Origin of the sequence: Flavobacterium denitrificans DSM 15936 (assembly GCF_000425445.1) — a bacterium.
In the GTDB taxonomy this organism is placed as follows: domain Bacteria; phylum Bacteroidota; class Bacteroidia; order Flavobacteriales; family Flavobacteriaceae; genus Flavobacterium; species Flavobacterium denitrificans.
The window spans coordinates 313542-327133 of record NZ_KE384379.1 but is presented as its reverse complement, the minus strand read 5'-3'; the positions used below and the strand labels follow the sequence as shown (position 1 = coordinate 327133).

Below are 13592 nucleotides of genomic sequence, written 5' to 3'. Positions count from 1 at the left end.
ATTTTTGAAGCCTTCGATATGCCATTAAAAAATTATAAATTCGCTGTCTTAATTTTCATTTAAATTTTATCGATTTGGCAGCTAAAGAAAAAGTGGTGAAGGAAACACCTTTAATGAAACAGTATAACGAAATCAAGAGAAAATATCCTGATGCATGTCTGCTTTTCAGAGTTGGGGATTTTTATGAAACTTTTGGCGAAGATGCCATCAGATCTTCAAAAATTCTTGGAATAACACTGACTAAAAGGGGTGCGGGTTCTGATACTGAAACAGCTTTGGCGGGTTTTCCACATCATTCAATCAATACTTATTTGCCAAAATTGGTTAAGGCCGGACTTCGTGTGGCGATCTGTGATCAATTGGAAGATCCAAAAATGACCAAAACTATAGTGAAACGTGGCGTTACTGAGCTAGTAACTCCTGGAGTTTCTTTAAACGATGAGGTCCTGCAGTCTAAGTCGAATAACTTTTTGGCATCGGTTTATTTTGCCAATAAAAATATCGGGATTTCCTTTTTGGATGTTTCAACAGGAGAATTTCTAACAGCTCAAGGAAATGCAGAATACATCGATAAATTATTGCAGAATTTTAGTCCAAGCGAGGTTTTAGTTCCAAAGAATAATAAAAGCGATTTTAAAAGTGCTTTTGGAGAAGATTTTCATAGTTTTTATTTGGAAGATTGGATCTATAAAGAAGATTATGCTTTAGAAACATTGACAAAACATTTTCAGACAAATTCCCTAAAAGGTTTTGGTGTCGAAGAATTGAAAGAAGGGATCATTGCTTCTGGAGCAATTTTGTATTATTTGTCAGAAACACAGCATAATCGTGTGCAGCATATTACGGCAATTCAGCGTATTGCTGAAGATGCTTATGTTTGGATGGATCGTTTTACGATTCGAAATTTGGAACTGTATCATAGTTATAATCCGAATGCAGTTACGCTTTTGGATGTTATTGACAAAACGCTTTCTCCAATGGGAGGGCGTTTGCTAAAACGTTGGTTAGCTTTACCATTGAAAGATGCTAATAAAGTAAAAAGTCGACATGAAGTTGTGGCTTACTTGAAGTCTAATCCTGAAATCCTGCGTAATATTCAATATCAGATCAAACAAATTTCAGATTTAGAACGTCTGATTTCGAAAATCGCGGCAGGAAAAGTTTCGCCTCGTGAAATTGTTTATTTAAAAGAATCTCTTGACGCGATTATTCCAATAAAAACCTTAGCGCTCGAAAGTCCGCAAGAAGCTGTAAAAGTTATTGGAGATAGTTTGCATGCCTGTGACTTGCTTCGCGAAAAAATCAAAACAACTTTAAATCAAGATGCGCCTGTTGCAATTGCAAAAGGAAATGCTATCGCAAGTGGGATTAATGAAGAATTGGATGAATTGCGTGCGATATCAACTTCTGGAAAAGAATATTTGGAAGGAATTGAAAGAAGAGAATCGGAGCGTACTGGAATTTCTTCTTTGAAAATATCCTTTAATAATGTTTTTGGATATTATATCGAAGTTCGAAATACGCACAAAGATAAAGTTCCTACAGAATGGATCAGAAAGCAGACATTGGTCAATGCGGAACGTTATATTACAGAAGAATTAAAAGAATACGAAACCAAAATTTTAGGGGCAGAGGAAAGAATCTATAAAATTGAAGCTGATCTTTTTGAGCAATTAGTTGCTTGGATCGCTACTTATATTAAGCCTGTGCAAATGAACGCTAATTTGGTTGCACAATTAGATTGCTTGTGTTCTTTTACGCAATTAGCAATAGAAAATAAATATGTTTGCCCAGAAATAGACGATTCGTTTGAATTGGAAATCAAAGAAGGAAGACACCCTGTAATTGAAAAACAATTGCCAGTTGGCACGCCATATATTTCAAATGATGTTTATTTAGACAGAGAAAGACAGCAGATTATTATGATTACCGGGCCAAATATGTCGGGTAAATCGGCAATTTTGAGACAAACGGCTTTGATTGTGTTATTGGCTCAAATGGGAAGTTTTGTTCCTGCTGAAAGTGTTAGAATGGGAATTGTAGATAAGATTTTTACAAGGGTAGGAGCTTCTGATAATATTTCGATGGGAGAATCTACTTTTATGGTGGAGATGAATGAAACGGCTTCGATTTTGAATAATATTTCAGATAGAAGTTTGGTGCTGTTGGATGAAATTGGAAGAGGGACTAGCACTTATGATGGAATTTCGATTGCTTGGGCTATTGCTGAATTTTTGCACGAACACCCGTCAAAAGCCAAAACGCTTTTTGCAACACATTATCATGAATTGAATGAAATGACAGAGTCTTTACCGAGAATTCAGAATTTTAATGTGGCGGTAAAAGAGTTGAAAGATACTGTGCTTTTTGTTCGTAAATTGGTAAAAGGGGGAAGTGCCCATAGTTTTGGAATTCATGTCGCAAAAATGGCCGGAATGCCTCAGTTGGTTATTTCTAAAGCGCAAAAGCTTTTAAAGAAATTAGAAAAAAATCATTCAAGCGATGCTCTAAACGGAATAAAAGCCGCTAATGACGAAATGCAGATGAGCTTCTTTAATTTGGATGATCCTTTGTTAGAAGAGATAAAAGAAGAGATTTTAGGGCTTGATATAAATGCAATAACGCCTGTTGAAGCCTTGATGAAACTGAATGAGATCAAAAGAATGTTGGTTAAAAAATAAAAATAAAAATTTTCAAGTTTAAAGTTTAGGTTATCAGAAAGTTATAAAATAAGTGTGATATTTTTTTTAAAAACGCTTGTATAATTGAATAAATGTCCTAAATTTGCACTCGCAATACGAAACAAGTGTTGTGGTTCTTAAATAGAATTTGAAATGCGAAAATAGCTCAGTTGGTAGAGCGCGACCTTGCCAAGGTCGAGGTCGCGGGTTCGAGCCCCGTTTTTCGCTCAAAACCATACAATGCTCGGATGGTGAAATTGGTAGACACGCTGGACTTAAAATCCAGTGAACAGCAATGTTCGTGCGGGTTCAAGTCCCGCTCTGAGTACTAAAGCCTCTTCTTTTGAAGAGGCTTTTTTTATTTCGCAAACTTGCGATTGATAAATTTACGTAGTAGATTTATTGGAAAATCTAAAATCAACAATCTAAAATCTAAAATTTGTAAATGGGTGCTTTTGTAATCAGCAGGAGGTTTAATGATGAATATAAATTTACGTTTACTTCTCGAAAAGGGAAGGTGATTTTTACGAGTTTGAGTTATGAGCTGCGATTTGAGTGTGAAGAAGATATTGAGAAGTTTAAAGGGTCGATTGATCTTGCGAAGTTTTTGAAATTTAAAGGTTCGGGAGGGAAGTATTTTTTTAAATTGATGCTGGGAGATGTTCATTTTGCTACAAGTCGTAAATATAGTACAGAATTGCTTTTGCAAAAAGGAATAAAAGAAATCGTGTCGTATGCCTCGAGGGCTGAAATTTTGGATTTCTCGTCAAATGAAGCGATTTTTGAAGATGAGGCAATTGAGGAAGAGGAAGAGGTGGAGTAGTCTTTTTGTTTGGGATATAAAAAAAAGTGTCTGCTTTTGCGGACACTTTTTTTATGCAATGTCGATTTTTGAAATCGGCATAAAAAAAACCATCACTATGATGGTTTTAAAATTTTTAGAACTTAGGTTCTAATTATTTTTTTACTTCTTCTACTTTAGCAGCAGCAGAATCAACTTTAGCAGCAGCAGAATCAACAGTTGCAGCAGCAGAATCAACTACAGTAGCAGCAGAATCAACAGTAACAGCAGTAGAATCTACAGCAGCAGCATCAGCAGCAGCGTCAGCTTTTTTACAAGATACAACAGTTAATACAGCAACAACAGCTAAACTTAAAAATACTTTTTTCATCTTACTTTATTATAAAAGGTTAATTATTAATTCGTGGCAAAGATATAAATTTTTTAATATGTAAAATATTTTTTCACTTTTTTTTTAAAATATTTTCGTCGCTCACGATTATCTTAGTTATCAATAAACATGCCAAAATACTAAAAAAAGATTATATTATTGTATTTTTTGCAGAAATTATTTTTTGCTGCAGATTCATCAGAAAAACTATTGTTTTAGAATCGCTGGCTTGTGCTTTATTTTGTTTTTTATGAAAAAAACATTCAAACAGATAAACTTCAAATAAACTTGTTTATATGCTTTGCAAATATCATAATAGCGTTTAGTTACAGTTTAGCTTTTAAATCGTCTCTGAAACAATTTTCATAATACAGTCTGTGGCTCCTTCATTGTTTTGTATAAAGGTTTTGCAAATTTTGCTCTTTTCGTCAAAATATTTTTTGTCTGTGAGCAAACGATCAAAATAGTTTTTTAGCTCCTTTTCATTAGAAATAGAAATACACCCACCTAATTCCACTAGTGAAACAGCTTCTGCAAAATTGGAATAATTTGGGCCAATCAGAATTGGAATTCCAAATGTAGCTGGTTCTAAAACATTATGAATTCCTGGGTTTCCAAAACCGCCTCCTACATAGGCAATCGTTCCGTAACTGTAAATTTTAGTCAGCAAACCAATTGTGTCAATAATAAATACATTATAGCTGGATAAATCGCCAGCATGATCTTTTTCTGAAAACAAAACGGTTGATTTTGTGATTTGCGTTTTTAAATTCGAAATTTGATCTTCTTTGATGTTATGAGGCGCAATAATAAATTTTACATTTTCAGAAGTTTGATTGATGTATTCTGCTAGTAAAGCTTCGTCTTTTGGCCACGAACTCCCTATGACTATTGTCGGGACATTGTTTTTGAATTTCTCAATAAAATCAACATGATTGTCTCTTTCTAAAATTGCTGCAACGCGATCAAAACGTGTATCGCCAGAAATGATTACATTTTGAAATCCGATTGCTTCAATTTTTTCTTTTGATTTTTCATTCTGAACAAAGAAATAGGTAAATGCCTTTAGCGCTTTGCGATAAAAACCTCCATACCATTTAAAGAACGTTTGATTGTCTCTGAAAATTCCTGAAATCAGATAGGTTGGTGTTTTGCTTTTTTCTAATTCTTTTAAATAGTTTAGCCAAAATTCATATTTAATAAAAAAGGCAATTTCTGGATGAACTAATTTTAAAAACTTTCGTGCATTGCTTTTTGTGTCTAATGGCAAGTATATTGTCACATCAGCAACTGTATTATTTTTACGCACTTCGTATCCGGATGGTGAAAAAAAGGTTACAATAATTTTGTGCGCAGGGTATTTTTCTTTGATTTTTTCGATGACGGGAAGTCCTTGCTCATATTCGCCTAAAGAAGCCGAATGGAACCAAATAGTTTTGTCTTCGGTTTTGATTTTTTCTTTTAGGATTGAGAAAACGTCTTTTCGGCCTTCAACAAAAAGCTTAATTTTCGGACTAAATAACGCAATGATTCTTAAGAAAAATCCTGCTAAGTGTATGGCGAAATTGTATAAAAAAAGCATCTGATAATTTTTGCAGCTAAATTACATTTCTTTAGACTATTTTCATTGGTGTGAAGCTATTAATAACTATTTTTGTTCCTCCTTTTAGAGATTCTGTTAAAAAAACAGGTCTTTATTTTTAAATGTTATTCAAAATGAAAAAAATACAAATGGTTGACTTGAAAAGTCAATACGAAAAAATAAAATCGACTGTAGATGCTTCAATTCAGGAAGTTTTAGATACAAATACTTATATCAACGGACCTTTAGTTCACCAGTTTCAAAAAAATCTTGAGGATTATTTAGGAGCAAAACACGTTATTCCATGTGCAAATGGAACAGATGCTTTGCAAATTGCTATGATGGGGCTTGGCCTTCAGCCCGGGGATGAAGTAATCACTGCTGATTTTACTTTTGCAGCAACGGTTGAGGTTATTGCTTTATTACAGTTAACGCCAGTTTTAGTGGACGTTGATATGGTAAATATGAATATTGATATTGATGCAATAAAAAAAGCAATCACTCCAAAAACAAAAGCAATTGTTCCGGTACATTTATTTGGACGCGCTGCAAATATGGATGCAATTATGGAAATTGCTGCCGAACATAATTTATATGTAATTGAAGATAATGCGCAAGCAATTGGAGCCGATTATATTTCTAAATCGGGATCAAAAGTAAAAGTAGGAACAATTGGTCATGTTGCAGCGACTTCTTTCTTCCCATCTAAAAACTTGGGTTGTTATGGAGACGGAGGAGCAATTTTTACTAATGACGATAAATTAGCACACATTATCCGCGGAATTGTAAATCACGGAATGTACGAGCGCTATCACCACGATGTAGTGGGAGTTAATTCTCGTTTAGATAGTATTCAGGCAGGAGTTTTGAATGCAAAATTGCCTTTGCTTGATGAATACAACAAGGCGCGTCGTTTAGCGGCAACAAAATATAATGCCGCTTTTGCAGGGAATAAGCATATTATCACGCCAGATTTTAATGCAAAAGAAAATGATCACGTTTTTCATCAATATGTTTTAAGAATTATCGATGCTGACAGAAATGCTTTGATGCAACATTTATTAGATAAAGGAATTCCTTGCGCAATTTATTATCCAATTCCGCTTCACTCTCAAAAAGCATATTTGGATCCGCGTTATAAAGAAGAGCAATTTCCGGTAACGAATCAATTAGTCCAGGAAGTAATTGCTTTGCCAATGCACACGGAACTTGATGATGAGCAGATTAAATTTATTACTGACAGCGTAATTGAGTTTTTGAAATAAAAAAAGTTATAAGCCCAAAAAACAACAACAACAAAACAACCAAATAATGAAAGTATTAGTAACAGGAGGTTTAGGATTTATAGGTTCTCACACTGTAGTCGAATTGCAAAATGAAGGCTTCGAAGTTGTGATTATTGATAATCTTTCAAATTCTTCAGAAGATGTTTTAAAAGGAATTACAACCATTACAGGCAAAACACCTTTATTCGAAAAATTGGATTTAAGAGAAAAAGCATCAGTGCAGGATTTCTTTAAAAAGCATAATGATGTTGCGGGAGTAATTCATTTTGCCGCTTCAAAAGCAGTCGGAGAAAGCGTTGAACAGCCATTATTGTATTATGAAAACAATATTAGCAGTTTAATTTATCTTTTGCAGGAATTGCAACAAAAACCAGAAGCGAGTTTTATTTTTAGTTCTTCTTGTACGGTTTACGGTCAGGCTGAAAAAATGCCAATTACGGAAGATGCTCCAGTTCAAGTGGCAATGTCTCCTTACGGAAACACAAAGCAAATTGGCGAAGAAATCATTACAGATACTGCCAAAGTCACAAATATCAACGCTATTTTATTGCGTTATTTTAACCCAGTTGGAGCGCACAAATCTGTGGAAATTGGAGAATTGCCATTGGGAGTTCCCCAAAATCTAGTTCCGTTTATCACACAAACTGGGGTTGGTTTACGCCAAGAATTATCTGTTTTTGGGGATGATTATCCAACGCCAGATGGAACTGCTGTTCGTGATTACATTCATGTTGTGGATTTAGCAAAAGCACACGTAATTGCTTTGCAAAGACTATTAAGCAAGAAAAACTTATCGAAAGTCGAGACTTTCAATTTGGGAACAGGAAAAGGAAGTTCAGTTCTTGAAGTCATTCACAGTTTTGAAAAAGTCAGCGATAAAAAATTGCCATATAAGATGATGCCTCGTCGTGAAGGTGACATTACGGAAGCTTACGCGAATACAGATAAGGCAAATAATATTTTAGGATGGAAGGCTGAATTGAGTCTTGACGAAGCAATGGCAAGTGCATGGAAATGGGAACAAAAAGTGAGGAGTAAATAATTCTTTACTTTAAAATTATAAAATTTTAAGATCCCAAATTATAGCAATATAGTTTGGGATTTTTTTTAGCAGATTGATTATCATGAAACAAACTTTAGATTATAAATTAATTTTTGCTTTAGCGGCAGTTGGAATTGTTTGGGGAACAACGTTTTTAGGAATTCGCGTTGCGGTTGAAACGATTCCGCCATGGTATGTAACTTCAATTCGTCAAGGGTTGGCGGGATTGATTATGATGACTATTTTGTTGTTCAAAAAAGAATTAAAATGGATTGGCTGGGACAATTACAAACAACAGCTTATTCCGTCGGTTTTGATGATTGTAATTGCGAATGGCTTTACCACAATTGCCGAAAAGACTGTGCCAAGCGGATTAGCTTCAGTAATAAGTGCTTTGTCTCCAATATTGATTTTTTTAGGAAGTATTTTAGTCGGATTGCAAAAAATGAGCTTTAGGGGATTTGTTGGTGTGTTAATAGGGTTTACTGGAGTCGTTTTTATTTTTAAAGACGGACTAGGATCATTTTTAGATGCTGATTACAGAATTGGGATGATGTTTATGGGATTTGCAATTCTGGCTTGGGCTATTGGAACAATTTACACCAAAATACACGCCAATAAATCCAATAATATTGTGCTTAATCTGTTTTATCAATTCACATCTGCGTCTTGTATTCAATTAGTTTTAGCATCAATTTTTTCGCCAGATCCCGATTTCAGTTCGTGGACTTCCAGAAGTATTTTGGCTGCTTTGTATTTATCGATTTTTGGATCTGTGATTGCTTTTTTCTGTTATAGTTATGCTTTGAAGTATGTTACAGCGGTTCAGGTTTCTATTCTAGCTTATATAAATACTATAATTGCGGTATTTTTAGGTTGGCTTCTTTTAGATGAAGTCATTACAATCGACTTTATAATTGCGACAGCTCTTATTATTCTTGGTGTTTTTATTGTAAATTATAAGAAGAAGGAAAAGAAAGTTTTATAAATTTTGATTTAATTTATTTTATAAATTTATAAGAATATAAAATGTAGGAATAATGGGTTCGGATAAAGAAAATAAAAAGAACAAGGTTGAAGAACCAAGAATAGAATACGAAATTCAAAAACCGAAATTTAAAGGAATAGATCCAGAAACTTTTGATTTTGATGCCGAGTTTGCGAAAGGATTAACTCTTGAAGAAGCAAAAGTAGAATCCAAAAGAAGAATTAGAGAATGGTGGCCAGAAAATTTGGATGCTGAATTTGCAAAAGGATTTACACCAGAAGAGTTTAAAGCTGAAATGTTTAAAAGAATTCAGAATTATCCTTGGAGAAAATAACAAAATAAAAAATCCTCGAAAACTGATTAAAGTTTATGAGGATTTTTTGCGTATAGTAAGTAATGACTGAAAACTGTCACTGAGACTGAACACTAATTAAGCATTCGCAGTCACCGCTTCTTTATCAATTTTATTAATCAAACCAGCTAATACTTTTCCTGGACCAACTTCAGTAAACAAAGTAGCACCGTCAGCGATCATTTGTTGTACAGATTGCGTCCATTTTACAGGAGCCGTCAATTGAATAATTAAGTTCTTTTTAATTTCGTTCGCATCAGAAACCGCATTTGCAGTTACGTTTTGGTAAACTGGGCAAATTGGAGTAGAGAAAGTAGTTGCTTCGATTGCAGCCGCTAATTCTTCTCTTGCAGGCTCCATCATTGGAGAGTGGAAGGCGCCTCCAACAGGTAAAATTAAAGCACGTTTTGCTCCAGCTGCTTTCATAGCTTCGCAAGCTTTTTCAACTGCTGAAGTTTCTCCAGAAATTACTAATTGTCCAGGGCAGTTATAGTTTGCAGCAACTACAACACCGTCGATAGAAGCGCAAACTTCTTCTACAACATTATCCGCTAAACCTAAAACTGCAGCCATAGTAGATGGAGTGATTTCGCAAGCTTTTTGCATAGCCAAAGCACGTTGAGAAACTAATTTCAAGCCATCTTCAAAAGATAAAGTTTCGTTAGCCACCAAAGCTGAAAATTCTCCTAATGAATGTCCTGCAACCATTTCTGGTTTGAAATCTTCTAAAGTTTTTGCTAAAATAACAGAGTGTAAAAATACAGCTGGCTGTGTAACTTTAGTTTCTTTTAGTTCTTCGGCAGTACCTTCAAACATAATATCTGTAATTCTGAAACCTAATATTTCATTAGCTTTTTCGAATAATTCTTTGGCTAAAGCCGAATTTTCATAAAGGTCTTTACCCATTCCTGTGAATTGCGCACCTTGACCTGGAAATACGTATGCTTTCATTTGTCTAATTTGTTTTTTTATTTTTTTGGAATTGAAAATTAGCTTCAATTGAAAGGCAAAAATAACACTTTTTTATTTCGTATAATCCTTAAACATGTAAATCCATGCCAACCTTGAAAATCGGAGATTGAAAGGAGTAAGCAAAGTTATCACAATGGCAATGATGGGAATGATTCTTAAATCGAAGTTTTTTTCAAAGAAAAACTGTGCAATACAATAGGTTGCAATTCCTTGAGCCACTGTTAATCCGTAGTTTACATACATCGCGCCAAAGAAATAGCCAGGTTCTTTTTGAAATTTATAATGGCAGTGACTGCAGTATTCATTCATTTTTGGAAGACCAAAAGTCAAAAAAATATTTTTGTCTGTAAATACTTTTCCTTTGTGACAAACAGGACATTCGTTGCTTAAAATATGAGTTAATGCATTTGACATGATTTCGATGTTTTTTATTTATACAAAGGTAATTCGGACTTGAATAAAAGTCTTTTTAGTATCTTCGCTACTTATAGCACAATAAAGACATTTTTATGAAGAAGTATCCAATTTATAGTGTTCAAAATTTTAGTTGCAACGACATTCATCGTGATTTTTATGTGAATACTTTTAAAGAACATCTAAAAAGCCACAGTTTTGTCGAAGAACCGCATCGGCATGATTCGTATTTAATGGTGTTTTTTACAAAAGGTTCAGGAAAGCACGAAGTCGATTTTGATCAATTCGAAATAAAAAGAGGCAGTTTATTTGTGCTTCAGCCCGGACAAATGCATCATTGGAGTTTGTCAGAAGATATCGAAGGTTTTGTAATTATATTTTCTCAGGAATTGTATAATTTATATTTCGGACAAAAAAAGATCAATGATTATAATTTTTATCATTCGATTCATAACCGGCCGGAAATGGTTTTTGAAGAAAAAGAAATCCCAAAAATCCTTCCGTATTTTGACTTATTGATTCAGGAAAACAATCAAAATAATAAATATCAGCTTGATAAAATGCTGAATTTGTTAGATTCAATTCACATCGAAATTGCCCGTAAATACAGTGAAACCTATTCGCATCAAACGCATTCGTACAATATTAAAATCAACAAATTCGAATCGCTTTTGGAACAATATTTCAGAACTGAAAAACTCCCATCTTTCTACGCAGAAAAACTAAACATTACACTAAAACATTTAAACAGAATCTGTAACGAAATTCTCCAAAAAACCGCCACAGAAGTAATCACGGATCGGGTAATTCTGGAAATAAAAAGAATGTTAATCGACAAACAATTAGCTGTAAACGAAGTAGCTTTCAAAGTTGGCTATGAAGATTATTCGTATTTCTCCAGATTCTTCAAAAAACAAACAGGAGTTTCGCCAACAGAATTTCGAAACACAGTGCGATGATTTTTGGTTTGCCACGAATTGCACTAATTTCCACGAATTATTTTTTTGCCACAGATTAAAAGGATTTTCACAGATTACTTATTCTCACAAAGCAAGAATAAATCCTTTTTAATCTTTTTAATCTGTGGCAAAAAAAAGATCTAGTTTTGAGAGAAAAAAAATTAGTGAAAATTAGTGCAATTCGTGGCAAACCCCAAAAAAAAGCCTGCACTCCCGAGAAAAAGTGCAGGCTTCTTAACCAACCAAATTAAAACCTATTATAAAGTATTAAGCTTGTTTTACGAATTGTAATTCAATGTTTAATTTTACTTCTTCACCAACTAAAACACCTCCAGTTTCAAGGGCAGAGTTCCAGTTTAAACCCCAATCTTTACGATTGATTTTTCCTTCAATGCTTAAACCTACTTTTGTATTTCCCCATGGATCAGTCATGATTCCGCTAAATTCAACTGGGAATTTTACCGTTTTAGAAACACCTTTAATGTCTAAATCTCCAGTTAATTCAAATTCGCCATCATTGATTTTTTTGAAAGCAGAAGATTTGAAAGTTAATTTTGGATGTTTCTCAGCATCAAAGAAATCACCGCTTCTTAAATGTCCGTCACGATCTGCGTTTGCAGTGTCGATTGAAGCGATATCAGCAGAAAAACTAAAATCTGCATTATCAAAGCTTTCTCCTTCTGTGATTGCAGAAGCATCATAAGTTCCAAATTTTCCTGAAACATTTGTAAACATCATGTGTTTAACTTTAAAACCAATTTCTGAATGTGTTGGGTCAATTGACCATTTTGTAGTTGCCATAATTTTATTTTTTAAATAATTAATTTATTTCATTTTGATAGGACAAAGTTACGGTGGTAGTAAGCGTAACGCACTTAACCTAGATTAAGAAATAAAAAATGGGATAATTTTTTTGCCACTCCCGATAGCTATCGGGATACACAGATTAAAAGGATTAAAAAAAATATTGCCACGAATTGCACGAATTACCACGAAAAAAATTGAATCAAAATTTGTGGAAATTAGTGTAATTCGTGGCGAATAAAAGCATTTTAATCCGGGGCAAAAAAACTTGATAAAATTGTAACAAAAAAAGAAACGATAATAAGCTGAAAATCAACTTAAATATCGTTTCTGAAAAAAAAAGTATTAATTGTAATCTTCGAATTAGTAATTCATCGGAATATCCATCAATAAAAATTCAGCATTTGTATTGGCTTTAATAGTTAAAGTGTCAGTTCCTGAAATTCCAACCGCATCACGAGTGTTTAATTCCTGTCCGTTGATGGTAACATTTCCTTTTAAAATGAAAGCATAAACTCCGTTTCCTTCTTTGTTAATTTTATATTCAGTTGCGATTCCGGAATCAAAATTTCCCATATTGAACCAAGCGTCTTGGTGAATCCAAACGCCTTCATCATCAGCATTTGGAGATAAAATTTGAGATAGTTTGTTATGTCTGTCAGCAACATTTAAAGTGATTTGTTGGTAACGTGGCGTAACGTTTCTTTTGTTAGGAAATAACCAGATTTGCAACAATTTAGTCTGCTGGTCAGCATTTGGGTTAAACTCACTGTGTTGAACTCCAGTTCCAGCACTCATAACCTGAATATCACCATTTTTAATGATTTCAGTATTTCCCATACTGTCTTTATGAGCCAAATCACCTTCTAACGGAATCGTAATGATTTCCATATTATCGTGAGGATGCGTTCCAAAACCCATTCCGCCCGCAATCGTATCATCGTTCAAAACACGAAGTGCTCCAAACTGAATTCTATCCGGATTGTACCAGCTCGCAAAACTAAAGCTATGATAAGCGTTTAACCAACCGTGATTTGCATTTCCTCTTGTGTCTGCTTTGTGCAATACTATATTTTCCATGATTTTGTTCTTTTGTTAATTTTATAGTACAAAGATACGGTCGATGTAGACGAAAAGCACTTAATCTAGGTTAAGAAAGATTCTGAGGCGCTAAGATGCTAAGATTTTTTAGGAGCAGAAATTTTGGTTTTCAAAAGACGTTTAGTCCCGCTATCCGTTTCAATCTTTTATGGTGAACCCCACCATAAAAGGATTTTCACTTCTATCGGGGCTAGACTAGGAATTTCATTTTTATAAGAAGGTTCAAAGGTTCAAAGTTG

Annotated in this window: 13 protein-coding genes and 2 tRNA genes; 9 read left to right on the top strand and 6 right to left on the bottom strand. The window is 34.1% G+C overall.

From position 1 onward, the window contains the following. Positions 1–74 precede the first annotated feature (74 nt). The 4 genes from mutS (at position 75) to H600_RS0121080 (ending at position 3504) form a co-directional block, all read left to right on the top strand. The gene (mutS, locus tag H600_RS0121095) at positions 75–2681 is read left to right on the top strand and encodes a DNA mismatch repair protein MutS (protein WP_026730650.1); all 2607 of its coding nucleotides are present in this window, start codon (positions 75–77) and stop codon (positions 2679–2681) included. Between the two features lie 155 nt (positions 2682–2836). Next, a tRNA-Gly gene (locus H600_RS0121090) sits at positions 2837–2909 on the top strand. Between the two features lie 14 nt (positions 2910–2923). Then, positions 2924–3009, top strand: a tRNA-Leu gene (locus H600_RS0121085). Positions 3010–3126: 117 nt separating this feature from the next. Next, positions 3127–3504 (top strand): hypothetical protein, encoded by a 378-nt coding sequence (locus tag H600_RS0121080; protein ID WP_026730649.1) that lies wholly within the window; start codon positions 3127–3129, stop codon positions 3502–3504. A gap of 133 nt (positions 3505–3637) precedes the next feature. Here H600_RS0121080 and H600_RS0121075 read toward each other — a convergent pair whose 3' ends face one another. Continuing rightward, entirely contained in the window at positions 3638–3853 is a 216-nt protein-coding gene (locus tag H600_RS0121075; RefSeq protein WP_026730648.1) for a PG1828 family lipoprotein, read from the bottom strand. 340 nt (positions 3854–4193) lie between these two features. Further along, positions 4194–5435, bottom strand: a complete 1242-nt coding sequence (locus H600_RS0121070) for a 3-deoxy-D-manno-octulosonic acid transferase (protein ID WP_026730647.1) — start codon at positions 5433–5435, stop codon at positions 4194–4196. A 134-nt stretch (positions 5436–5569) separates the two neighbouring features. Between H600_RS0121070 and H600_RS0121065 the strand changes: the two genes are divergently transcribed. The 4 genes from H600_RS0121065 (at position 5570) to H600_RS0121050 (ending at position 9085) form a co-directional block, all read left to right on the top strand. Continuing rightward, entirely contained in the window at positions 5570–6700 is a 1131-nt protein-coding gene (locus H600_RS0121065) for a DegT/DnrJ/EryC1/StrS family aminotransferase (RefSeq protein ID WP_026730646.1), read from the top strand. Between the two features lie 46 nt (positions 6701–6746). Further along, positions 6747–7763, top strand: a complete 1017-nt coding sequence (galE, locus tag H600_RS0121060) for a UDP-glucose 4-epimerase GalE (protein WP_026730645.1) — start codon at positions 6747–6749, stop codon at positions 7761–7763. 82 nt (positions 7764–7845) lie between these two features. Beyond that, the gene (locus H600_RS0121055; RefSeq protein WP_026730644.1) at positions 7846–8751 is read left to right on the top strand and encodes a DMT family transporter; all 906 of its coding nucleotides are present in this window, start codon (positions 7846–7848) and stop codon (positions 8749–8751) included. A gap of 52 nt (positions 8752–8803) precedes the next feature. After that, on the top strand, positions 8804–9085 hold the full coding sequence (locus tag H600_RS0121050) for a hypothetical protein (RefSeq protein ID WP_026730643.1): 282 nt from the start codon (positions 8804–8806) through the stop codon (positions 9083–9085). A gap of 96 nt (positions 9086–9181) precedes the next feature. Here the strand turns inward: H600_RS0121050 and fabD are convergent, their stop codons facing one another. Both fabD and H600_RS0121040 read right to left on the bottom strand, forming a co-directional pair. Then, positions 9182–10054, bottom strand: coding sequence for an ACP S-malonyltransferase (gene fabD, locus H600_RS0121045; RefSeq protein WP_026730642.1), 873 nt, complete (start codon positions 10052–10054; stop codon positions 9182–9184). A gap of 72 nt (positions 10055–10126) precedes the next feature. Continuing rightward, the gene (locus H600_RS0121040; protein WP_026730641.1) at positions 10127–10489 is read right to left on the bottom strand and encodes a DUF983 domain-containing protein; all 363 of its coding nucleotides are present in this window, start codon (positions 10487–10489) and stop codon (positions 10127–10129) included. Between the two features lie 95 nt (positions 10490–10584). On the opposite strand from H600_RS0121040, the gene H600_RS0121035 reads away from it, so the two are divergent. Next, positions 10585–11448 (top strand): helix-turn-helix domain-containing protein, encoded by an 864-nt coding sequence (locus tag H600_RS0121035; RefSeq protein ID WP_026730640.1) that lies wholly within the window; start codon positions 10585–10587, stop codon positions 11446–11448. A gap of 267 nt (positions 11449–11715) precedes the next feature. On the opposite strand, the gene H600_RS0121030 is transcribed toward H600_RS0121035, so the two are convergent. Together H600_RS0121030 and H600_RS0121025 are read right to left on the bottom strand one after the other, a co-directional pair. Then, the gene (locus tag H600_RS0121030; RefSeq protein WP_026730639.1) at positions 11716–12249 is read right to left on the bottom strand and encodes a YceI family protein; all 534 of its coding nucleotides are present in this window, start codon (positions 12247–12249) and stop codon (positions 11716–11718) included. Positions 12250–12615: 366 nt separating this feature from the next. Continuing rightward, positions 12616–13332, bottom strand: coding sequence for a pirin family protein (locus H600_RS0121025; protein ID WP_026730638.1), 717 nt, complete (start codon positions 13330–13332; stop codon positions 12616–12618). Positions 13333–13592 lie beyond the last annotated feature (260 nt).